At 42.7% G+C, this 22,588-nt stretch carries 21 protein-coding genes; 2 read left to right on the forward strand and 19 right to left on the reverse strand.

Translation table 11 applies throughout. The features are described 5' to 3' along the window. Positions 1 to 19: 19 nt before the first annotated feature. The 10 genes from R7Q46_RS20395 to R7Q46_RS20440 form a co-directional block, all read right to left on the reverse strand. A complete protein-coding gene (locus R7Q46_RS20395; protein ID WP_031430544.1) occupies positions 20 to 1,540 on the reverse strand; it encodes a hypothetical protein in 1,521 nt (506 codons plus the stop codon). Between the two features lie 186 nt (positions 1,541 to 1,726). Further along, entirely contained in the window at positions 1,727 to 1,981 is a 255-nt protein-coding gene (locus R7Q46_RS20400) for a hypothetical protein (protein WP_031430542.1), read from the reverse strand. 20 nt (positions 1,982 to 2,001) lie between these two features. Further along, entirely contained in the window at positions 2,002 to 2,199 is a 198-nt protein-coding gene (locus tag R7Q46_RS20405; protein WP_031430540.1) for a hypothetical protein, read from the reverse strand. Between the two features lie 55 nt (positions 2,200 to 2,254). Then, positions 2,255 to 3,547, reverse strand: a complete 1,293-nt coding sequence (gene trbL, locus R7Q46_RS20410; RefSeq protein ID WP_031430538.1) for a P-type conjugative transfer protein TrbL — start codon at positions 3,545 to 3,547, stop codon at positions 2,255 to 2,257. A gap of 2 nt (positions 3,548 to 3,549) precedes the next feature. Beyond that, entirely contained in the window at positions 3,550 to 3,747 is a 198-nt protein-coding gene (locus tag R7Q46_RS20415; RefSeq protein ID WP_030000427.1) for a hypothetical protein, read from the reverse strand. Between the two features lie 2 nt (positions 3,748 to 3,749). Continuing rightward, positions 3,750 to 4,523 (reverse strand): P-type conjugative transfer protein TrbJ, encoded by a 774-nt coding sequence (trbJ, locus tag R7Q46_RS20420; RefSeq protein ID WP_004729338.1) that lies wholly within the window; start codon positions 4,521 to 4,523, stop codon positions 3,750 to 3,752. A gap of 237 nt (positions 4,524 to 4,760) precedes the next feature. Next, positions 4,761 to 6,521 (reverse strand): TraI/MobA(P) family conjugative relaxase, encoded by a 1,761-nt coding sequence (traI, locus tag R7Q46_RS20425; protein ID WP_031430533.1) that lies wholly within the window; start codon positions 6,519 to 6,521, stop codon positions 4,761 to 4,763. After that, positions 6,518 to 6,892 (reverse strand): conjugal transfer transcriptional regulator TraJ, encoded by a 375-nt coding sequence (traJ, locus tag R7Q46_RS20430; RefSeq protein ID WP_030000430.1) that lies wholly within the window; start codon positions 6,890 to 6,892, stop codon positions 6,518 to 6,520. Before traJ ends, traI begins: the two co-directional genes overlap by 4 nt. An 816-nt stretch (positions 6,893 to 7,708) precedes the next feature. Next, a complete protein-coding gene (locus R7Q46_RS20435; RefSeq protein ID WP_031430529.1) occupies positions 7,709 to 8,704 on the reverse strand; it encodes a replication protein RepA in 996 nt (331 codons plus the stop codon). A gap of 12 nt (positions 8,705 to 8,716) precedes the next feature. Beyond that, on the reverse strand, positions 8,717 to 8,944 hold the full coding sequence (locus R7Q46_RS20440) for a helix-turn-helix transcriptional regulator (protein ID WP_001069954.1): 228 nt from the start codon (positions 8,942 to 8,944) through the stop codon (positions 8,717 to 8,719). A gap of 85 nt (positions 8,945 to 9,029) precedes the next feature. Here R7Q46_RS20440 and R7Q46_RS20445 point away from each other — a divergent pair, with 85 nt between their 5' ends. Further along, positions 9,030 to 10,067 (forward strand): hypothetical protein, encoded by a 1,038-nt coding sequence (locus tag R7Q46_RS20445; protein WP_031430525.1) that lies wholly within the window; start codon positions 9,030 to 9,032, stop codon positions 10,065 to 10,067. A gap of 92 nt (positions 10,068 to 10,159) precedes the next feature. Here the strand turns inward: R7Q46_RS20445 and R7Q46_RS20450 are convergent, their stop codons facing one another. The 6 genes from R7Q46_RS20450 to guaB form a co-directional block, all read right to left on the reverse strand. Beyond that, a complete protein-coding gene (locus R7Q46_RS20450) occupies positions 10,160 to 11,878 on the reverse strand; it encodes a DUF2326 domain-containing protein (RefSeq protein ID WP_031430523.1) in 1,719 nt (572 codons plus the stop codon). After that, a complete protein-coding gene (locus R7Q46_RS20455) occupies positions 11,869 to 12,093 on the reverse strand; it encodes an ABC-three component system middle component 6 (RefSeq protein WP_000926259.1) in 225 nt (74 codons plus the stop codon). The genes R7Q46_RS20450 and R7Q46_RS20455 overlap by 10 nt, the downstream gene beginning before the upstream one ends. Further along, positions 12,080 to 13,051: an ABC-three component system protein gene (locus R7Q46_RS20460; protein WP_031430519.1), complete on the reverse strand. Its 972-nt coding sequence runs from the start codon at positions 13,049 to 13,051 to the stop codon at positions 12,080 to 12,082. The genes R7Q46_RS20455 and R7Q46_RS20460 overlap by 14 nt, the downstream gene beginning before the upstream one ends. A 147-nt stretch (positions 13,052 to 13,198) precedes the next feature. Beyond that, a complete protein-coding gene (locus R7Q46_RS20465) occupies positions 13,199 to 14,404 on the reverse strand; it encodes a tyrosine-type recombinase/integrase (RefSeq protein ID WP_031430517.1) in 1,206 nt (401 codons plus the stop codon). A gap of 307 nt (positions 14,405 to 14,711) precedes the next feature. Next, positions 14,712 to 16,265, reverse strand: coding sequence for a glutamine-hydrolyzing GMP synthase (gene guaA / locus R7Q46_RS20470; RefSeq protein WP_213871969.1), 1,554 nt, complete (start codon positions 16,263 to 16,265; stop codon positions 14,712 to 14,714). A gap of 99 nt (positions 16,266 to 16,364) precedes the next feature. Beyond that, positions 16,365 to 17,831, reverse strand: coding sequence for an IMP dehydrogenase (gene guaB / locus R7Q46_RS20475; protein WP_017633908.1), 1,467 nt, complete (start codon positions 17,829 to 17,831; stop codon positions 16,365 to 16,367). Positions 17,832 to 18,062: 231 nt separating this feature from the next. Here guaB and xseA point away from each other — a divergent pair, with 231 nt between their 5' ends. Further along, a complete protein-coding gene (gene xseA / locus R7Q46_RS20480) occupies positions 18,063 to 19,394 on the forward strand; it encodes an exodeoxyribonuclease VII large subunit (RefSeq protein WP_213871968.1) in 1,332 nt (443 codons plus the stop codon). 13 nt (positions 19,395 to 19,407) lie between these two features. On the opposite strand, the gene R7Q46_RS20485 is transcribed toward xseA, so the two are convergent. The 3 genes from R7Q46_RS20485 to der form a co-directional block, all read right to left on the reverse strand. Further along, positions 19,408 to 19,632: a zinc ribbon domain-containing protein gene (locus tag R7Q46_RS20485; RefSeq protein WP_005381691.1), complete on the reverse strand. Its 225-nt coding sequence runs from the start codon at positions 19,630 to 19,632 to the stop codon at positions 19,408 to 19,410. Between the two features lie 309 nt (positions 19,633 to 19,941). Continuing rightward, complete coding sequence (locus R7Q46_RS20490) at positions 19,942 to 20,817, reverse strand: alanyl-tRNA editing protein (protein ID WP_206958377.1); 876 nt, start codon at positions 20,815 to 20,817, stop codon at positions 19,942 to 19,944. Between the two features lie 59 nt (positions 20,818 to 20,876). Beyond that, a complete protein-coding gene (der, locus tag R7Q46_RS20495) occupies positions 20,877 to 22,373 on the reverse strand; it encodes a ribosome biogenesis GTPase Der (RefSeq protein ID WP_017820569.1) in 1,497 nt (498 codons plus the stop codon). Positions 22,374 to 22,588 lie beyond the last annotated feature (215 nt).

Below are 22,588 nucleotides of genomic sequence, written 5' to 3' on the forward strand. Positions count from 1 at the left end.
GACATTATGATACTTAACATCAAAAATATTTATCAATCATAGCTGATAGTTCAAAGTCATCCCTACTTATATTGTGTCTAAGACCTTTCACTATTCTCTCTAGTTTTTCATCTTTGACCCCATATTGATATCTAGCTAAGACAATATGAGAAATATATTCACATTGAGAAAAATAACCTTCTTTATCAAATTCTCTCATTGTTCTCAAAACTATACTCAAATAATAACTTTTCTTATCTTCATTAAACTTATCACTAGCTAAAACCTCATTCAGCATTAAAGCATATGACTCAATAATAAGATAAGAATCATACTTTAAAGTTTGTTTCATTCTGTCTTTAACCATTTCAAGCCAAGAACTTGTTACAGAAAATGATTCATAAATTAACCTGTCGTATCTAGTTGGAAATTCACAATCAATATCATCGACAAGGCTGTAATCAAGTTGTTCTACTATATTCTTAACAAATAGAAATATTTTATTTGGATATAAATGGTGCTCATATGCTTGTTCAACTGAAGCTCTTATCATAACGTCAAAAAAATGGATCGACATATAAATAGGGCAACTGAATGCTTTATCGGTATCGTAGTAATTTATGTGGGGAACATTGTAGGAATTATCCTTCCCAGTTAATTCAATAAAATCAGAGACATAATCATAAATTGATTGATAAACTTCCATATCATGGGCAACAGAAACATCAGAAAACAACTCTGTTAATAGTACATTCGTTGGATCTAATTCATAGCAGTCTGTTGTAGTAATGCATTGACATAAAGCTAACTCTCTATAAAGAGGACTAACCGAATTGCTAATCAAAAATTTAAAGAACTCGTGTCTGTACATTGACTCTGAACAAAAATCTTTAGTCAAAATTTTCACACCAAGAACTGGATTAGCAATTGCTAAATGATGCATATAAGATCTAGATTTATATAAGTAGAGAAAGTACTCTTTCACCTCATTTGAAAGCCAATAAGTTTTTGGAAAAAAATTGGAAACCTTGCTCCTTAATTCATTAATTTTAATTTCAATCCGTGATTTTTCATTCTGCCTAAATTCAAATATTATCAGTTCTGATTTTGGCTCTATTAAATTTCCAAAACGAACGAAAACTGATTTATATAAACAATATCTTCTTAATTGGAAATAATATTTATCGACGAAAAATGAAACATCCTTGAAATTATTATCTTTTAGTAATTGGCTAGTTGTTAAATTTAACTTACGAAAATTCTTTCTACTTATTCTAGAGCCATTTATCTTTAATATTGCGTACAATATGGCCACAATAGATACTAATAACAACGAGCTTTCTTTATCAAAACCGAATAACCAACTAAATGGTAAAGCCATGTTATTATTGATCAGGACATCAAGAAACAATAAATAAAGGCTAGAAACTGACAAGATAAAAACTATTATCCAATCAATAATTGTCATTCGAATAACTAAATCAAGGATAACTCTCCTTGGGAGAAGAGCAGCTCCCGTAAGTAGAACTGCGATAACCGTAAGTAAGCCTGATGCATCCATTTTTCTATTTTTCCATAAAGATCAAACTAATATAGTTTCCTTTAATTGAAATGTGAACTCAACAGCTACTTGATATATCACTTGCTCAACTTCGATATTATGTGTGGTTGCCATGTGTCACCTCTCGGTCAGGTGGTATGTGGAAATGCGGGCCGGTGCACCATCACCGGCCCGTGTGCTTTCTAACTACTTGCGTCGACCAACCGGCCAGCGTCTCATTTTGTCGATTTGATCGACCGATCTCGTCATGTCCTTGTAGGCACGCCCGGCCAGCTTGTTTTGGAATACCTCCATTTTGTCGGCAATGGCTTTCATCTTCGGCCCGTGCCTGATGTTGTGCAACCACTGCCCAAAAAAATAGAAGGCAAGCATCACAATGAACATCACGGCGAAGAAACCAAATAACTCCGCAAGGTTTTGAGGTGGAAAGCTAAACTCCATAATGAGTAATCCTTATCTAGTTAGGTCATGCGACCTTTTTTAACAAAACTGGCAACCTCTTCGTTGCGCTCCTGCTGGCGTTCCTGGGCATACGACACATAGTCCTCAACGTCGAAGGTGTGCTTTTCCAGATCGCGCTCTTGCCATTCTGCGTGTGCTTGTCGGGCTTCTTCCTGGTCCTCACTGGATAATCCATCAAAGCCGCCGGTTTGATTCATCCAGCCAGTGCTGCCACCGCCTAAGTTATCGTTGTCAAATGCAGGGGAAGCGTCGTCAGTCGCCCTCCTGGTCATCGCTATCCCCGTCATCTTTCGTGCTGTTTCGGATCGAGCTAGCTAGACGACCTCCTGTAGTGCCGCTGATTCTATCCCCGGCCATATCACCCATTCCCTTCATCAAATTTGCACCGGTATCCGCTGCAATACGCCCCGCTTTTACAGCGCTACCTTTAAAACCGCCAGAGGATTCGCCACCACTAGAAGATTGACCGGAAGCTTGGGTAAAGGAGCCAGCTTCATCAGAATCGCCGCCGCCGCTAAATGCACCGCCCAGGCTCGACATAACGTCAGTATTATTCGCTACGTTCTCGCCTGCTTTTGCAAATGCAGCCTGAATAGCAGACGCTCCGCCGGCGGTAGCCATTGCGGCACCGGCAGCCATACCACCAGTAGCAACAGCCGCTCCGGCCATCGCCCCAGCACTGATACTGCCAGCACCTGCCGCCGCGCCGCCTCCAGGGACTAGGCTGGCAACCACATTGGGAACCGAGTGAATGAGCATCACGAGAACCAGTGAAACGACAAAGATCACCAGCAGTTCACGCATAGGGGCATCATTGGATAAATCGGCATAGAAACCGTCCATGATCGACATGGCAATACCAATGAGCAACGTCATTGTCATCAACTTCAAAGCAACGCCCAATACGCTTTTGAAGTAGTTGATTGCTATATCTGAAGTCCAACGCGAACCACCAAACCCCAGCACGAAAACACCGGCATAGACCAATATCCAAGCCGTCACCAAAGCCAACAACACATTTGCCGCCACTACCGCCATACACGCCAAAATTGCCAGCGTGATTAAGAAGATAGACAAGTTATCTATCGGGCTTGTGATGCTATAGGACTCACCAGCTTTCACAATAATGTCAAACGCAATACTAATAGGCTCTGACGGAGTTAGGTCTCTCGAAAGGCCACCGGCTTGAGCACCGATCGTTCTCAATGAGTCGATGATTGACGTGGCAAAATCTGGGCCGTTTCTGAGCAACCAGAGAAAGAAACCAAACGTCAAAATGAAGCGCACGAACTCGGCAAAGAACTCCCTTATATCCGCTTGTTTAAGAATTAAGGTCCCGCCAGTCCAAACAAGGGATATAGTGCCCAGCGTCCAGAACAGCCAGGCGGCATAGTTTGTAATTACCGTGCCCCAAGTAGCACTTGCTGTCATGAAACGCACGGCCACTTCATCCAAAACACCATTAGGCTCAATGGCCGCTGATGCTGTTTGCGAAGTCAGTAAAACGATCAGAGTCATCACAAGTCGAATGAATACCTTGCTCATGATTAGAATCCCTTGTTCTTGGAGCGGTCAGTGGGTTCGCCCATATCCCAAAAGCAATGTCCTTCTTCCCTCTGCTCTTTCGTTAGGTTTGGGTTGTCACAGTCGATCGTTGCAGGCTTGGGCCCGTCATCTTCACCGCATCCCACCAGAACGAAGGAGACCAACGCACTAACGATAAAAACTCGTGTGATATTTTTCATAATTAAAACCCCCTGTTTTCTGAACGGTCGGTTGGTTCACCCATATCGAACAACCTTTCACGGGACGCTTGATATTGCGCTTCTCGGTCAGCATCCGCCTGCATTCGTGTGCCAACGGCATTCTGCTGAGCGATCAGCAAGCTGCGGATTTGCAGGAGCTGGTTGGCCTGGTTGCTAGCGAGCTGGTTAGCATAACCAATCGCAGCCAGTTGGCCGTCCGCACTCTGAGCACCAGATTGCAGGCGATTGAGCTGGCGGGCATCGGCTTCCAAGTTATCTTGCTGCTGTTCCAGACTCCTAAACAGTGCGTCGTTGGCCTTTTTCTGCGATTCTGACGCAAGGCGTCGGTTCTCGGTCATTGCGGCTCGTTCAGCATCACTGCACCCCACTGACGAGAAGCAGGGCGAACTGCGGTAATAGGCCACGTCCTGGAACTTGCCCAGGTACGCATCGAGACTACCAAGCTGGTTTTGGTAATAGGCGAGTGTGTTGGTAGCCTGATTCAAATCGTTGATGGTGCGTTGCGCTTGGTCCCAAACATAAGAAGCCGGGGCCATCGAGTTTTGCAGCATGTTTTCATACTGCTGCAACTGGGTTTGATACTGCTGAATTTGCTTAGCAGTCTGTGTAACAGCTTCCATTGCCGACATGATGTTCTGAACTAGATTCGTACCATCAGCAACCGGAATCCCCGCATATACAGGATTAGAAAGGTTTAACGCCAAGGAGATGGCAAGCACGGGAATTTTAGCCGCTAAAATTTTTCGTTTTAGCATGGTTAATTACTCTTAGTTGTTATGACTAAAAGTTGCATTCACCAACCTGTAGAAACTTGATCTCTACTCCTGCCGTTACCAGCGGTGAATGTGGGCCTGTACAGAGCTAGCTCGCCACTTACTATCTCGGCGCCCGACCAGCGCGACACCGTTAAACGCGCGGTCAAATAGGGTTAAACATCGGTGTCATTACCAACCGAAGCGGTTAGGGCTTCCGTCGATTCCTATGCCATCACATCAACGTGATCGGCTCTTATGTTGTCGTTTCGCTTTTTTAGCTGCCTGCTCAGCTTGCAGCTTGGCTTTACGCTGCTCTAATGCTGGCATGACCACCGCTTTTTCAGTTACAGGGGCTGACTGAATAGCTAAAACCTCTAACTGAGATAGATTCTGCAACCGGCCACGGCGTGAAGGTGGCACTTTGCCAATCGGTAACACACCAGGCTTATCTGACCGTTTGGCCTTTTTGCTCTGGGCTATTAATGCCTGACGGCGACGCTCTAGCCCTGGGTCGGCAAACTTTATAGACAGGTTGCCATCTACTGCCGCCTTGATCACTCGCGCCTTGAACTCAGGCGAGCCATTCACGGTAATACGATCACCGTAACGCTCCATTGCTACCTTTAGCGCAGCTAAAACACTGGTTTGGTTGGAAGCCGTCGACACTTGTAGACGCTCACCATCATCACGCACGGCGCTGTTACCTGCTCGATAAATAATGGTGCCTTTTTTCGTAATCGTATCGACCGTTGCTTTGAGCTCTGTCTGAACTGCATCCCCTTTTAGCGTGTTGCCTTTAAGCTTTTGTGCCGCTTCTCGGCTACGTAGCGCTTTGAGGGCTTCGCTATCTCCCTGCAATGCTTGGCTTTTTAACCAATCCGCCCAGGCTTGGCGTTTATTGCTTTGATATATCGTTTGCCGTTGCTCTTGGTAACGCTTGTGAATGCGCTCAAGCTCGCTTTTCAATGCATTGCTGGCCTGTTTGTACAAAAGCTTCTTAGTAAGCTTATTGCTGCCAGTTAACTTAATCGCCGCACGACGGCCTCGCCCTTTTCTCTTGGCGTTTTCAACCTGTCGATCTTTATCACGGCGGGCCTGTTCAAGGGCTTGCGTTTTACTCTCTGCGGCATGTTTCTGCTCTGCTTGATAACGGGCATATAGCTCGGTGGTATTCACCTTTAAGCGAACAGGTCGGTGTGTATATTGGCGGCTCGGCTTAACAGAACCCGATGCAGTCGCTTCAAAGGGACCAAGGCGCGCTTCGAGTCTGGGTTTAGAAAACTCACGTCCCAAGGTGCTCGCTTTGATGATCGCTTCACCATCGGCAACGATCACTAGGCCATTTCCTCTGGTTCTTAACTGCAAACCATTGTCCTGCATGACTTGGTGCAACGCCTGCCAGCTATTGGCTGATTTAATCTCGTCCATGCATTCGCGCTTCACCCAGCCCACTAAGCTTTCAATACCCGAATGGCGCTCCATATCCATCGCACGAGATTCCGCCCCGCGCTTGCGCGGTATATGATTATCCGGCTGTAAGCCATAGTCTTGCTCGATGGCCTCGCACATTTCCGCTAGCTTCTTATGCGGGTAGTTCGGCTCATGGATTGTGTTGCGAGTAGGGTGAATCTTGTTAATTGCGATATGGATATGTTGATTGTCCGTATCGTTGTGTAAAGCACTGACACGCTGATGCTCGCCATAACCCAACCCTTGGCAAATGCGCTCTTCTATCGCGGCCAAAGTATGCGCTTCTAACTGTTCACCATTAGGGAAGCTCACTATGAGGTGATAGGTTTTATCACTCTTCGCTCGGGTATTCGCGAATTGAGTTGCTAACACTTCGCTGATCGCATCGCGCACGGTTTTCGCTTCACAGTTATTTAAACGAACGTTACCGAGTCGATGCTCTTTGCTCTGGTGATCGGTGATGTAATTCACCAAGCCCGCAAAGTCAGATTTCCCCTGAGAACGCATCGGTACATGCTTGGCGATCATTGGTCCGCCCTCGGGCGAAGAATAGACTCCATAAGTGAACTCATTTGATCTTGCGTCGCTTCAATACGATTAAGCACCGCTAAGATTGTATTGACTCCCACATTCGCTACCTTGGCATCATTACTAAGCCATAACTTAAGCAAACCACCCAAACGCCCTAAGTCACCATTCACTCTTACCAGTTCGCGTACCTGTTCTACATCGGTAATACCTTGAATGCGATAACCTTGGCCGACTTCACGTAGATAAGTAGAAATACTAAGACCTGCTTGCACAGACAGCGACTCGATCAACTCACGCTCCTCTGGCAGACAGTAAACCTTAATCGGTGGGCTATTCTTTCGAGTGATCTTGTTCGTGCTGTTCCCCATGCTTTGCCTCCTCTTTCTGGCCCCGCAGGGCAGGATTAACGTTGAGCTCCGAAGGTGCGAATAAGTCCAAAGTGAAGAGGCTTCGCCATGCTTGCATGGTGTGCCTACTTCACACATCCTGCCCGCATTTCAACTTTGGTTTTATCATGGAAAGTTATGCATTCCCTTGTGCATTTCTCTGCATTTAACTGTTTATTCCCGTGTAAACCATGTTTACCCGATAAGTCCGATACTTATAGCGATATGACAGCGCACTTATAATGATTCAATAGCGCTAAAATAGCGGTCTACAGCGATTTATGCGTGTTGGCTTTACTCCAATATCACGACACAGAAAAACACAGCTTTCCTAACACTTTCCGCTCTAGGCTAAATTCAAAGCCTTCGTGTTTAACTGCCCCTCAAGTGTCAATGAATGTTTAGACGCCAAGAAAAAAAGAATAAAAAACACTTTATTTTCATGTAGTTGAAAATACATAACTTCCCAAAAAATGATTTCATTGACAGTTTTAAGCAGTTTATTTTTATAAATCTTATCCACAATATTTGTTTGCTTAACTACAGGTTAATTTTTATATAGGTATACCTACAGGAAAGTACTATAGGGAGTTCTACAACCACCTGTTATTAAAAAACTTTTTGGCACTTTGCGGGACAGAACATGCGCACTCCGGGACAAAACATGCGTAAGCCGGGACAGAACATGCGCAAAATACCCCCTTTAAAGCGGGACAGAACATGCGTGGATAACTTTCTAAATACCCAGGCTTAATAACATCTAGAATGGTGCGTACATACTGTTTCATACCGTTCACTCTATCGCTTTGTCCGTCGAGGTACTTGTGGAGCACTTGGTTTCAAAAGCAATCCTTTTTCGGTTGAAGTAGCATCTAGCTCTGGCCATGCATACTGAACCTTTTTAAGCCCATCGAGAAACCGTTTTCTGAAATCTCGATGTCCCTGAGGAGTATTAGGGTAATTGGCTCCTATTTGGTCCATTAGTCCTTCCCAGGGAATGACTGTTGAACGTTTTAAATAGCTGACTCGGTATGTTGCCCAGCAATATATATCGAGAGCCATAGGAGAACGCTTAATCAACCGTAATACCCTCATATCTAGAGGAACTGGTTTATCTGTTATCAGTTGAAAAAACTTTGGCGACAGATCTACCCAAGAGCCCCATAATGAATTTTGATCTGGATGCTTTGTGCTCCACCATATATGTGAAACATCCGCTACTCTGGCACCAATCTCATCCTCAGAAATATATTCATCACCTTCATTATGTTCCGTAAACATAACGCTAATGGTGGTTTTAAAAAGTTTGCTCATCTGCTCACGCAAACGCGGAATAGAACCATCTTTCCCCCCAGTTCCCGATAACCCTAGTTCGGCCATAAAGCTTCTCTGAGAATTCCCTAATTCAAGCCTACGCGCCTCTGTCTCACCGATATAACCCTTATCCAATCTGGACTTGTTTCTTACTGCTTGAGTGGTCATCCAAACCAGAAGCAAACGTGCATAGCAACCGTAAGGCAAACCTACAGATGAGGGGGCCATCATGTGCATTGTGAAATTACCATTCTTCCGACTCCACTCATTCGATTCTGGCTTACTGTGCGGTATGGTTGCTTGAATCAGAAGCCGAGCAATAAAACCGAGTTCATTAGCCTCCTGAGCACTGCACTCCTGGATTGCTATGATGTTGTCTATATATTTCGTGCTTAGCTCTAGTTTACCGCTGGCACCCGAGGCACTTTTTTGCCGAATAGTTCCCCTAGCCTGAACATCCGTTACATCTTTAAGCGTCATGTGAACTCAGACTTACCAAATAAAACCAGGTCTTGCGGCTTTTAACGCAGACCTGCGCTTTTCTTCTATCCAGTTCTCCACTTCAGCCAGGTCCCAAGCAACACTTCGGCTGGTCAGAACAATACGACGAGGAAACTCACCGCGCTGTTCCAGGTTATAGATGGTTCGATCAGACAAAGGGATCATGCTGAGTAAGGTTTTGCGATTTATCAGCGTTTTGTTTGTCATTGATGGATTCATAACCTTCTCCTTTTCAACATTCTTGGGTTGATAATGCCAGGAGCTGCCTGTAGATTAGGCTAATCATTGGACAAAAAAGTTGGATATGAAAATATTTGAAACTGAGATGGATGCGTCAGAACGACTAGGTCCGTTTTATATTCCTGTATGGGAGAATTCTGACAACTCTGTGGCAAATGCCATTCGCATTTTTAGGGAGAAATGGCATTCATACTCGGAAGAGTCTAAAAGCCACAGCATCATAAACTTGATTAAACAGGTGATTGATCCCGTGGTATCGGAATACTTGAGTAGCCTTCCAAACCAGTATTTGTCCTATTGCCCTATCTCAAGAGAAAAGTGTAACTATAGTGCTCTCATCAAGTTGAGAGGTTTTCGTTATACGGCCGACCAAATTCACTTTTATTTACGCGACTTTGTTGATAAGAGCTCCCACACAGAGCAAGACATACTATTCATATCGACTCAGGATATGCTCAAATCATTGTTTATGATTTGTGAAGGAAAGAAACCTAATAGATCAAAACTAGCGCCTGATATCAGTTTAAAGTCGGATAAAAAAACACGACTGTGTGCCTTGTGTGGAAGCCCAACAGAGTTTTCACAGTTCATGCATACATGGACGAAACACGGATATATTGAGAGAGAAAACAATGATCGTGACAATGATGAAAAAGACGGAAAGAAAAAGCGACCAGATCTGAGTACGAATTACTGTCTAAACCATCGTCCCAAGCTTCATGGCCGATGGAACTCTCTATATAAGCAAGCCAAGCGCTCTGCAGAACAATTTGAGAAAGAAGTCTTGAGATTACGACGCCAAATCGCTCATCCAGACCGTCATAACGCTAAGTCCGGAGATAGATTAATTGATGAGTACTTTTATCACTTCATGCTGAACTCTTCACTGGCCCCAACTAATGTACCCGAACTGCGCAATTTAGCGCGCAAGATGGTAGATTCTCGGATAACGGACAATAAAAAACGCATGCTGGTTCTTCGCAAACAGAACAAATCTAATGAAGATATTGGTATATTGCTGGGTGAAATCACGGGTAAGCTTTTGTCAAACCAGGCAGTTTCTAAAGCCTTGGGAACCATACGTGATGAGTTTAAACTATGAATATCCAAACCCTGTCAGAATCTTAGAAGGTAAGGTTAGGATAAGATCATCGACTAACCTTATCCTTAGTAACTATATCAATCGTTAAAAACTTAATCTTCTAAATACTCAATTCTAAATAATTTATCACTCTCAGATAGTTTAACCACAAAATAATCTTCATTATTTAGAGAATCTGGCAATTTATCTTTCAAAATTGACGCAACAAATTGAACGTTATTTTTATCAACTAAATCAGCTATTTTTACTAGTTGATTATCATGCATTAGCTCTTTTTTATCATTTAATAAAAAATGCATACACGGTATATTTTCTTCATCTGCAAAAAGAGTATAAGCAATGTCAAAACAAGAAATTTCACCCTGTTTTTTTCCTGAGCTAAAATTAGTATTAAACGCAGAGAACTTGTATAATCTCTGACCTTTTTTATTTATTATTTTATCATATTTTAAAGCGTACTTTTCACCATAGAGATTCTGGGACGTGGCTGAAAAATGCTTATTAAATCTGTTAACCTGCTGTTTAACCACTGCCTCAAATTCATCAGAAAACAATTCATTATCTATATCACTTAATTGTGACTCATAATTTTGTATATTTTCTTCAACCTCTATCAATTGACTTATAATACTTTCAAACTCGCCTTTATCACGATACTTATCATTAAGTTTCGATATTAGCACTTCAAGATCCTCAAAGGAGGAACTTTTCGACACCAGTTCTGCTAAATCTTTTTCCACTTTCAAAAAATTATTTAATTCATGATTTTTTGACTTTATTTTACTTTCTATTATTGGAAGTTCTTTTGTAATATAAGAAATTCGTTCATTCACCATTTTATTATGGTAACTTACTAACTCACCGAAAGTCTTATTTAATTTACCTAAATTATTAGAAGCTTGATTATAGATTGATTCCAATTGAGATAAATCAATATAAGAAGCAGTAGAAGATAACTCTGATTTTGTTTCTTCTATTAAATCTTTCCTTAAATTAAGGTTACCCAAATCATTACTTACGCGGTTAATTTCATATCTAACTTTGTTTAGTTTATTAAGATCTCTTTCAAAGTTCTCGTTAATGTTTAATGAAGATTTTTTTCTATCTAACTCATCAATTTCAGTCTCAACAATAGCAAGCGCAGCTTCGTACGCTGATTTTGTTTGTACTTTTTCCAATCGATTTTTAAACACATTTTCTTGATGTATATCTTGAAGAATCTTCTGTTTAGAGCTTCCCTGAGAAAAATCACACCCTAATAAATACAGATATAAAGTTTCATATTCTGCATCACTAGTATAATTATCGAGTGTTTTTAATGTATTAGATACACTGAGATCACTATAGCGAATATTATGTGATATAATTTGACGAAATGTTGGTTTTTTCCCAACTTGGCTAGGAAAAAATATTTCCGTGAGTTTATCTTCAAATTCGCTCTCGGTATATTTAATCCCATCTATTTTTCTTATAATTTTACTTCTAGCGAGAAAATTCCTTTCTATAACAACTGTTCTTGAGTTCTCATCGTCTAAATTTTCTGATAAATAGAGAAATATTGATACATTATTATCCACTAGGTAGCCTTTGACTAGTGAATAGATCTCTTTTTTATTCTCAGGGTCTTCATATATGATTTTTGGCTTGGCTCCAAGACAAAAATCAATCAACTTCAATACGGTAGTTTTTCCGACACTATTACCAGTTACCTGACCATCACTCTCATCAACAACAAGATTTAACCCCTTATGGAAAGGTATCTCACGAATAATATGAGATGGAGTGGCTATAATAATTTTTTTTATAAACATAATTCAACGTCACCCGAGTTTAAAACCGCCACATCAATCAAATATAACCAATCTAGACATAATATAAACAATGGAAATGATATAGTTTTTACTTCTCTTACTTTTTCATAAAGCTCTAATAACTCTACTTTCTTATATTCTTGAAGAATTTTAAGAACAATAGCTCCGTTGTAATAAACACTATTATCTGGATGAATATTATCAGGAAGCAGCATAACTATATCCTTCCGGGTTATCCATTATTTTACATCTAACAAATGCATCTACAACTAGTATATCTATACATAACTCAAGTTCATCTATAGGAATCTCACTGTAATTAGCACTTTCAATAACTTTATTCTTTAGCACTTCAATGACATTAAAGAATATTTCATCTGAATCAGAAGCTCCTTTCTTAGACTTAATATACTCTCTCTTAATTGTCGCCAAAACAGAACTACTTTTGTTACTACCTTGACTATCAAAAACAGAATATTTAGAATCAACTCTCCCATGGAACAGGCTATATTCTTCTATCAAATCTTTAGCGCTATCTAATTCATTATGAGATATTTTTCTTTCTATTTCAAACTGTTTGACAGTAGACTCACCCACATTACCATGCCAATTTTCTTTTGCTAGAATATTTATAATAATAGCAAGATTAGAGTCTAACTTCGCAACATCAACACCATTGCCTAACTCACCTTTAATGAAACTATAAACAGACATTTGTCCAGCTATATCTTTTTGTAAAATCTCATTCAATATTGATGTTATATCAATAATATCTCGTGATGGTGAAAAAGAAATTCCATGTGGATTTTTAAATTTACTCTTCCTTAAATTTGACGCATCTTTTGATATTGAAATAAACTTAAATTTATAACTTAAGTAATTTTTTATTATTTCTTTTTCTAAAGCAGACTCGACTTTGTTTTTTGTGCAAGTAGAAGACACTTGGATAATTATTTTGTTTTTATGATCAATTAAGTCAATAGCTTCAACATTCTGTAAAACCTTATTGAGGTTTTCAAGTTCATAACCGTATAATAAATTCAAAAGATGTAAGTAGAAGCTTTCTGAGTGCATATGCAAATGCAACATATTTAGCTTACCGTTGGTTTCGATTCTGTAAGCTAAGGTATGAATTTTTTCATCAATATAGTTATAATATGCTGTTCTATTCATTTATTTTTCTAGCCGAAGTCTGTTTTAAGAACATATGCGTTTAAACAATGGTTAAGTTATAAAAACTTAGTACTCAATATAACAGTTTTCACCTTGAATTTATACGGCAAAGTAACTCATCTTAGCAAAGAGTAAGTGACATACAAATCAATGAGATAAATATGTTTTCATTGTCCACTCATCAATCATATCTGCCCAGTCCTGTAGCATTGATGCACGTTGCTCTCGATATTCAGCTTTGTTGTAAACTGCCCTCACCCCTTTCTGTTCGTGCGCCAGGCATTTTTCTATCCAATCCGTGTTGTATCCAGCTTCATGCAGCAGTGTACTCGCTGTTCTACGTAGGTCATGCGGTCCAAACTTACTTAAGGACTGACCATCTTTCTGAGCAGCTTTATACGTCAATGCCAATACTCGATTCATCGTTGCACTACTCATTGGGGCATCTGAGTCATAACGGGAAGGAAGAATGTAATCAGATCCACCGGCAAATGTCTTCAAGGCGATCAAAATATCCATCACCTGGCGTGACAAAAACACCAGATGCGGGTTACGTCGTTTCATCCTTTCTTTAGGGATTGTCCACAACGCTTCGCTAAAGTTAATTTCACTCCAAGTTGCATTGGTTAACTCGCTTTTACGTACCATAGTCAGCAAAAGCAACTTTACCGCAGCACGAATCGAAGGCGTGGTTCCTACCTTTTCCATATAGCGGTACATCAAACCGATCTCAGCAGGTGTTAATGTTCGGTCTCTTGGCTCAAACCGAGCGATACTTGCAGGCCTCACCAAATCTGCCGGGTTCTCAACTTTCTGCCCTCTCTCAATTGCCCACCGATACACCTGGAGTACAATATCACGCGTGTGTACAGCCGTTGCGGGCGCGCCACGCTCTACTATCGCATCAGTCAGTGCTCGCAGATCTTCATGGGTGATTTCGGTCAGCTTCTGATTGCCAAATTTGCCCTCTAACTCTCGTGCATAGACTGAGCGACGCATATCCCGGGTAGATTCGGCCATCTGATAGCCACGCAGCCATTTCTGAGCCCAGGCACCAAAGGTTTCAGCATCTTTCGTTCTCGCCTTAGCACGTGCTTTCTCTTTGGCCGGTGACTTTCCATCAGTAACCATTCGCTTCGCTTCATTGAGACGCTCACGCGCTTCAGCTAACGTGATGCCTCCTACTCCGTAACGACCAAAGGTAATAGTTTCTTGTCTGCCATTGATCGAGTAGTTGTAGCGAAAAGAGATAGAGCCTGCGGTAGTGACAGCAACATAGAGGCCATCACGGTCATTGACTTTGTAAAGTTTATCTTTGGGTTTGAGATTGCGTAGCTTGGTATCAGTCAGCATGTTTCGACCTTTTATTCTTGTTTGATACCATGCTGAAAAACCTCTAAAAAAATAGAGATTAATATTTATAAAACAGATAGATATGTAAATTTAATACCATGTCCCATCAAAAACACTCAGCATGGTATCGGGCGTAATCCATGGCATTACCGATGAATCATACCCATCAAAATACCACGGTCAAACCGTGCTTGGCGTTGCCAGACATTGCCAAAAATGACTAAGCCAAAAGCAAAAAAAGTCCGCAATTACGCGGACTTAAGTATGATTTGGTGCCTGTTAATGCCAGACCTTTCTTAAAGGAGCATTATTCCCACTCGATAGTCGCTGGTGGCTTACCAGAAATGTCGTAAACAACACGAGAAATGCCATCAACTTCGTTGATAATACGGTTAGATACCTTACCAAGGAAGTCGTATGGTAGGTGCGCCCAATGAGCAGTCATGAAGTCGATAGTTTCTACCGCACGCAGAGACACAACCCAATCGTACTTACGGCCATCGCCCATTACACCAACAGAACGTACTGGTAGGAATACCGTGAACGCTTGAGATACTTTGTTGTATAGATCAGCTGCGTGAAGCTCTTCAATGAAGATAGCATCAGCACGACGTAGCAAGTCACAGTATTCTTTCTTGATTTCACCAAGAACACGAACACCTAGACCTGGACCTGGGAATGGGTGGCGGTAAAGCATGTTATAAGGCAGGCCTAGCTCTAGACCAATCTTACGTACTTCATCTTTGAACAGCTCACGTAGTGGCTCAACAAGACCCATTTCCATTTCATCTGGTAGACCGCCCACATTGTGGTGTGATTTGATCACGTGCGCTTTACCAGTCTTAGATGCCGCAGACTCGATTACGTCTGGGTAGATGGTACCTTGCGCTAGCCATTTTGCATTTTTTAGCTTTTTCGACTCTTCATCGAATACATCTACGAATACGTGGCCGATTGTCTTACGCTTCTCTTCTGGGTCAGACTTGCCTTTCAGTGCTTCAAGGAAACGATCTTCTGCATCAACTTTGATGATGTTTAGGCCGAACTTATCGCCAAACATATCCATAACTTGTTGACCTTCGTTTAAACGAAGTAGACCGTTATCGACAAATACACACGTTAGCTTGTCGCCAATTGCGCGGTGCACCAGCATCGCAACAACGGATGAATCCACACCACCAGATAAGCCTAGGATAACTTCGTCGTCACCCACTTGCTCTTTAATGCGAGCAACCGCGTCTTCGATGATAGATTCCGATGTCCATAGACGCTCACAGCCACATACGCCAAGAACAAAGTTCTCAAGCATTTGTAGGCCACCTTTTGTGTGTGTCACTTCTGGGTGGAACTGAACGCCGTAGTATTTCTTCTCTTCGTTCGCCATCGCAGCGTAAGGACAAGTGTCTGTCTCACCAACTTTTACGAAATCGGCTGGGATCTCTACTACTTTGTCGCCATGGCTCATCCAAACGTCTTGAGTTGCTTCAAGGTCTTTAAATAGAGCACATTCACCAGAAACTTTAACCTGAGCGTAGCCAAACTCACGTTCGTTAGAGCCCGCTACTTTGCCTCCTAGCTGTTCCGCCATGGTTTGCATGCCGTAACATACGCCAAGCAAAGGAACACCAGAATCAAACACATATTGAGGCGCGCGTGGAGAGTTCTCTTCCGTTACGCTTTCTGGACCGCCAGATAGGATAATGCCATCTGGGTTGAATTCGCGAATATCCGCTTCTTCTACATCCCAGCTCCATAGTTCACAGTAAACGCCGATTTCACGTACGCGACGTGCTACTAATTGAGTGTACTGAGAACCGAAGTCCAAGATCAGAATACGTTGGTCATGGATATTTTTAGTCATTTTGAGCAGTCTTTTTAAGGCTAAGTGATTAAAACCGAGGCGAGTGTACTCGCCTCTTCTTAATGCTTCAAGGAAAAAGCAAACGTTTCCGTTAGGTAATTAGTTCCCTAGACGGTAGTTCGGTGCTTCCTTAGTAATTTGAACATCGTGTACATGAGACTCTTGCATACCAGCACCAGAGATACGTACAAATTCAGCTTTCGTACGCATATCTTCGATAGTTGCAGAACCAGTTAGACCCATACTTGAACGTAGACCACCCATTTGTTGGTGTACGATCTCTTTTAGACGGCCTTTATATGCGATACGACCTTCAATGCCTTCTGGTACTAGCTTGTCCGCTGCGTTGTCAGACTGGAAGTAACGGTCAGAAGAACCTTGAGACATAGCACCAAGAGAACCCATGCCGCGGTAAGACTTGTAAGAACGGCCATTGTATAGAATCACTTCACCCGGCGCTTCTTCAGTACCAGCAAACATAGAACCAACCATCACACATGATGCGCCAGCTACGATTGCTTTACAGATATCACCTGAGAAACGGATACCACCATCAGCAATAACCGGAATACCATAATCATTAGCCACTTCTGCCGCATCTGCGATTGCAGTGATTTGTGGAACTCCCACACCCGTTACAATACGAGTTGTACAGATAGAACCAGGGCCGATACCAACTTTCACTGCGCTTACGCCAGCTTCGATTAGTGCTTTAGCACCAGCACCTGTTGCTACGTTACCACCGATGATGTCTAGATCTGGGTAAGCAGCGCGAGTTTCGCGGATGCGGTTTAGTACACCTTCAGAATGTCCGTGTGAAGAGTCGATAAGTAGAATGTCAACGCCTGCTTCAACTAGAGCAGCAACACGCTCTTCGTTACCAGCGCCAGCACCAACGGCTGCGCCAACACGTAGGCGACCACGCTCATCTTTACATGCGTTTGGTTTACGTTCTGCTTTGTGGAAGTCTTTCGCAGTAATCATACCGGTTAGTTGGAACTCATCATTCACAACCAATACTTTCTCTACACGAGCTTCGTGCATTTTCTCTTGCACTTCTTCTCGTGTTGCACCTTCTTTAACTGCTGCCAACTTCTCTTTTGGCGTCATTACTGAAGATACTTTCTTAGAAAGGTCCGTCACAAAACGAACGTCACGACCAGTGATAATACCAACAAGCTCATTGCTCTCAGTGACAACAGGGAAACCTGCAAAACCATGCTTTTCAGTGAGTGCAACAACATCAGCGATGGTCGCGTCAGGGTTTACAGTAACCGCGTCAGTTACCATACCAGCTTCGAACTTCTTAACTTTACGAACTTCGGCTGCCTGCTGCTCAATAGACATGTTCTTGTGGATAAAGCCAATGCCACCCTCTTGCGCTAGCGCAATCGCTAGACGAGCTTCAGTAACAGTGTCCATAGACGCTGAAATCATTGGGATGTTTAGGGTGATGTTCTTAGTCAACTGAGTGCGAAGATCAGCTGTGTTTGGGAGAACGGTGGAGTGAGCTGGCACGAGTAGTACGTCATCGAATGTCAGCGCTTCTTTGGCAATTCTTAGCATTTGCAATATCTCACAATTAGAGGAGTAAAAAGACAATCCAATCTCATCGTTTCGCATAATGAGGGTAACCAGTTTTAGGTTGTTGGCTACATTTGGATTAGATATTGCGGAGGGATTATACGGTTAACGCAATCGCTTGACCACAAATTTTTTAATTTTTTTCTTGCAATTACCCCCTTGCTATGTATTATATTGCCGCTAATTTCCATACTCACGTCTAAGAGATTAGCTGTGCTCTCCAAGACCAATCAAAACATCTTTACTGTTTCTCGCCTCAACGCAGAAGTTCGTTTACTCCTTGAAAACGAAATGGGGATCGTTTGGCTCGTCGGAGAGATATCCAACTTTTCAGCTCCTGTCTCTGGTCACTGGTACCTCACTCTTAAAGACTCTCGCGCTCAAGTTAAATGTGCCATGTTTCGTGGTAACAATCGCCGCGTTACTTTCAAACCCGCTAACGGTAATCAAGTCCTAGTAAAAGCTCGTCTGTCTCTTTATGAGCCTCGCGGTGACTACCAATTGATCATCGAAAGCATGCAACCGGAAGGTGACGGCCGTCTTCAGCAAGAGTTTGAAGAGCTGAAAATGAAGCTTGCAGCAGAAGGGTTGTTCGCGCAAACCAATAAGCAATCTTTGCCTGAGCACCCTAAACGTGTTGGCGTCATCACATCGAAAACTGGTGCCGCGCTTTACGATATCTTAGACGTATTGAAACGTCGTGATCCTTCCCTACCTGTTGTGATTTATCCTACAGTGGTACAAGGTGAGGACGCAGCCATTCAAATTGCACAAGCCATTGGTCGCGCTAACAGCCGTGATGAATGTGATGTGCTAATTGTGGGCCGAGGTGGTGGTTCATTAGAAGACTTATGGTGCTTTAACAACGAGATATTAGCTCGCACGATTGCAGCAAGCCAAATTCCTATTATTAGCGCCGTTGGACATGAAGTTGACGTGACAATAGCTGATTTTGTCGCCGACGTACGCGCGCCTACTCCATCAGCAGCCGCTGAGCTAGTAAGCCGTGATAACAGCCACAAAGATCAAGCTTTAGTTACCCGCCAGCATAAGTTAGCGAGCGCGATGCGTTACTACCTAGCACAACAAAAGCAGCAATCTGCTCAATTAGTGCACCGTCTAGAGAGACAGCACCCAAGCTATCGCTTGCAACGTCAGACGCAACAGTTAGATGAGTTGGACATGCGCTTACAGCGAGCGATGAGTCGTTTTATTGCCTTGCGTCAACAGCGAATCGAGCGTCAACATTATCGGCTGCAATTAAGTTCTCCTGTAACACGCCTTGGCGAGCAGAAGTCGAAGCTAGAACGTGTTGAGCAAAAGCTCATGGATGCAATGGATCGCAAATTACTGACTATGCGCCATCAACTCGCGATTGCTGCAGAGAAGTTAGACACCGTCAGCCCACTAGCGACATTGAAACGAGGTTACTCAATTACTCAAACTGAGCAAGGTAAAGTAATTACGCAATCTTCAGATGTAAAGTCGGGAGATGTATTGATTACCCGGTTAGCCGAAGGCGACGTTCGTTCTACCGTTAACTGAATACAAACTCTGGTTAACTGACTTTCTGGAACTCAAATCGGACACGTGATTTTGATTTGAGTTCATTACACACATTACAAAAGTAACTCGCAGCACCGCATGCTTGCAGCTTCTCCAGCTCCGCCTCACAATCAGGGCAAAAACCTACTTTTTTAAAATCCGATTCACACTGTGCACAATGGTATTGTCCTGTCCATTCCAGTTCGACATTGCAAGTCGGGCAAATGTTCTGCTGCATATCCCGTTCCTCTCTCTAAACTAAGCAATTTCGAGTAACGCATGCTACTCAAAATAACGAACAAGTATGTTGATCTTCATCACCGCCCCAACAAGTTTCACGAGGCGATAACCATACTTGATACGTAGGATCTTATACTGATCGTCTGATATTTACTCCTTGATCAGCGATCACCCCTTAAAAGAATATTTATATAACCACACACCGAAAGCATAAGTTACATATTCTGCATTCCAATTTAAAACAGAATAAAAAACCTTAGAGAGATTTAATTAAACAAAAAATCAGAATTTAACAAAAAGATCTTATTCAAAAAGCAGTGTTTACATTGGTGTGCATTTCGATAGTTTGAGCGTCGAGCTTAACGAGTTTAACTTGGATAAAAGCAAACTCATTTAAATGGCTCGCATGCGTTCCACCACAAGGGATTACCGCTAATTGACCTTCCCCTAAATCGCACTTCCAATAGCGAGAATCCGTTAATCTATCGCCGTGGCATTCCATGGTGATCATCGCATCTCTTTGAAGCCATTCAACCAGTTGGCCATTCACTTTTTCTGCAATCGCCTGGAGGTCATTCAGCATATCTGCACTGTTTAATCCTCTTTTACGGAGTGTTTTACCTAAACGGTACGTATCGAGGCACTTGTCTGGAGTGACATAACTCGTAACTTGCGCATAGCTATTAAAGTCATAATAACCATGTGGGTCTTTGCGGTCTGCGTCTTTTCGCCAATAGTCTTCCGCTAGTACTTTATTCAACGCCAAATACGCTAAGTGTCCTGCTGTGTGGCCTCGACTCAAAGCATTTTGATAGTCTTTATCTACCGCTAATGTTACCAAGTCATTAATTGCAAATGATTCCGTACGTGATAAAACATGCACGACGACAAACACCCAACCTTCAGCATCACGCTTTACAGGGATGTCACTACCCACATACAAAGCACCACTCTCCTGCTCCACTGCTCCAACTTGGCAATCTACTACGTCATGCTCAGCCCCATTCACCTTCAACGTTCCTTTGTCTGCAGGGTGATCCGGCCATATGTGACTAACGGGATGGAACGGCGTGACATCTGTAATAACGTAAGTCACTTCTTCCGTAGATTGAACGAGCTGTATTTGTGCTTCTAATTGCCATGTTTGATGACAAAAACGAGTCTTTGTTGCTGTGATAGTCATTTTTACGATTACTTTTGATAAAAAAATACCCAAGTAGAAACTTGGGTATTCGAATTTCATTATTTATTGCGGTTTTTCACCATCGACATCATACGTTTGCGTTTACGCTCTTGTGATAGCGTAAGCTTATTCGTACGGTTCTCGTATGGGTTATCACTGTTGTGGAAGTTAATGCGAATCGGTGTTCCCATAATTTCCAGAGACTTACGGAAGTAGTTCATCAAATAACGTTTATACGAATCTGGCAATTCACGAACCATGTTACCGTGGATAACAACGATCGGTGGGTTGTAACCACCTGCGTGTGCGTATTTGAGTTTGATACGACGACCACGAACCATTGGCGGCTGGTGATCATCCACTGCCATCTTCATGATACGCGTCAGTACTGACGTACCCACACGCGTTGTCGCCGAGTTATATGCTTCTTGAATAGATTCAAATAAGTGACCAACGCCAGTACCGTGCAGCGCAGAGATAAAGTGGATACGCGCGAAATCGACGAATCCTAGACGGCGGTCCAGTTCTTTCTTCACGCTTTCTTTCACGTCACTGTCTAGACCATCCCACTTGTTAACGGCGATGACAATTGAGCGGCCAGCATTCAGTGCAAAACCAAGCAAGCTTAGGTCTTGGTCTGAAATATTTTCACGAGCATCAATCACCAGTAGAACGACGTTTGCATCTTCTACCGCTTTCAGAGTCTTAACAACAGAGAACTTTTCAACCGTTTCATTGATACGACCACGACGACGAACACCTGCGGTATCAATTAGTACGTATTCGCGTCCATCACGCTCCATCGGGATGTAGATAGAATCGCGCGTTGTACCTGGCATATCGTATACAACTACACGTTCTTCACCCAGAATACGGTTAGTCAGTGTCGATTTGCCTACGTTAGGACGACCGATGATCGCCAACTTAATCGGCTGCTCTTGAAGGCGTTTGAACTCTGCTTCTGCGTCTTCTTCAGTGTAATCTTCAACAAGAGGCTCTTCGTCTTCGAATCCAGTCAGGTCTTCAATCTCACCTTCTTCAGATTCACTTGTTAGTAGATCATCAAAGAATGGAGATAAAGCACGCTCAAGCAAAGCGGTCACACCACGGCCATGAGCGGCCGCAATCTGGTACATATCATCCACGCCGAGCTGCCAAAAGTCAGCACACGCCGCATCGGCATCAATACCATCGATTTTGTTTACTACCAGCATCGCTGGCTTTTCAATTTTACGCAGATGCGCAGCAATTGCTTCATCTGAAGGTGTCAGACCAGCACGACCGTCAACAAGGAACAATACAACATCAGCCTCATCAATCGCGGCTAATGACTGTTCTGCCATCTTTGTTTCCACGCCTTCTTCTGTGCCATCGATACCACCAGTATCAATCACAATGAATTCGTGCTCTTCACCAAGTCTCGCCTGGCCATATTTACGGTCTCGCGTTAGGCCTGGAAAGTCCGCAACCAACGCGTCACGAGTGCGAGTCAATCGGTTAAATAGTGTAGATTTACCTACGTTCGGACGCCCTACTAGAGCTACAACAGGTACCATAACAACCTCTACAATAATCTTTCTTCTGTAGTTATAGGTAACGACTTGCTCGATGCCAAATCAAACCAGCTTTTTACCTATAACCACGTCAGGGTTAATAAATTCAAACAACAAAACGGCTCCTAGCTGTCACCAGCCAGGAGCCGAATGTGAATTATATCACGATATTATTCGTTAATGGTTAGTTTCTTTACATCGCCGTTGCGAGTTGTAAT

Source organism: Vibrio sp. 811 (assembly GCF_033339195.1).

Bases quoted from the DNA above. Each gene is read 5' to 3' on its own strand.
- R7Q46_RS20395 (WP_031430544.1), bottom strand. From the start codon at position 1,540: ATGGATGCATCAGGCTTACTTACGGTTATCGCAGTTCTACTTACGGGA.
- R7Q46_RS20400 (WP_031430542.1), bottom strand. From the start codon at position 1,981: ATGGAGTTTAGCTTTCCACCTCAAAACCTTGCGGAGTTATTTGGTTTC.
- R7Q46_RS20405 (WP_031430540.1), bottom strand. From the start codon at position 2,199: ATGAATCAAACCGGCGGCTTTGATGGATTATCCAGTGAGGACCAGGAA.
- trbL (WP_031430538.1), bottom strand. From the start codon at position 3,547: ATGAGCAAGGTATTCATTCGACTTGTGATGACTCTGATCGTTTTACTG.
- R7Q46_RS20415 (WP_030000427.1), bottom strand. From the start codon at position 3,747: ATGAAAAATATCACACGAGTTTTTATCGTTAGTGCGTTGGTCTCCTTC.
- trbJ (WP_004729338.1), bottom strand. From the start codon at position 4,523: ATGCTAAAACGAAAAATTTTAGCGGCTAAAATTCCCGTGCTTGCCATC.
- traI (WP_031430533.1), bottom strand. From the start codon at position 6,521: ATGATCGCCAAGCATGTACCGATGCGTTCTCAGGGGAAATCTGACTTT.
- traJ (WP_030000430.1), bottom strand. From the start codon at position 6,892: ATGGGGAACAGCACGAACAAGATCACTCGAAAGAATAGCCCACCGATT.
- R7Q46_RS20435 (WP_031430529.1), bottom strand. From the start codon at position 8,704: ATGACGCTTAAAGATGTAACGGATGTTCAGGCTAGGGGAACTATTCGG.
- R7Q46_RS20440 (WP_001069954.1), bottom strand. From the start codon at position 8,944: ATGAATCCATCAATGACAAACAAAACGCTGATAAATCGCAAAACCTTA.
- R7Q46_RS20445 (WP_031430525.1), top strand. From the start codon at position 9,030: ATGAAAATATTTGAAACTGAGATGGATGCGTCAGAACGACTAGGTCCG.
- R7Q46_RS20450 (WP_031430523.1), bottom strand. From the start codon at position 11,878: ATGTTTATAAAAAAAATTATTATAGCCACTCCATCTCATATTATTCGT.
- R7Q46_RS20455 (WP_000926259.1), bottom strand. From the start codon at position 12,093: ATGCTGCTTCCTGATAATATTCATCCAGATAATAGTGTTTATTACAAC.
- R7Q46_RS20460 (WP_031430519.1), bottom strand. From the start codon at position 13,051: ATGAATAGAACAGCATATTATAACTATATTGATGAAAAAATTCATACC.
- R7Q46_RS20465 (WP_031430517.1), bottom strand. From the start codon at position 14,404: ATGCTGACTGATACCAAGCTACGCAATCTCAAACCCAAAGATAAACTT.
- guaA (WP_213871969.1), bottom strand. From the start codon at position 16,265: ATGACTAAAAATATCCATGACCAACGTATTCTGATCTTGGACTTCGGT.
- guaB (WP_017633908.1), bottom strand. From the start codon at position 17,831: ATGCTAAGAATTGCCAAAGAAGCGCTGACATTCGATGACGTACTACTC.
- R7Q46_RS20485 (WP_005381691.1), bottom strand. From the start codon at position 19,632: ATGCAGCAGAACATTTGCCCGACTTGCAATGTCGAACTGGAATGGACA.
- R7Q46_RS20490 (WP_206958377.1), bottom strand. From the start codon at position 20,817: ATGACTATCACAGCAACAAAGACTCGTTTTTGTCATCAAACATGGCAA.
- der (WP_017820569.1), bottom strand. From the start codon at position 22,373: ATGGTACCTGTTGTAGCTCTAGTAGGGCGTCCGAACGTAGGTAAATCT.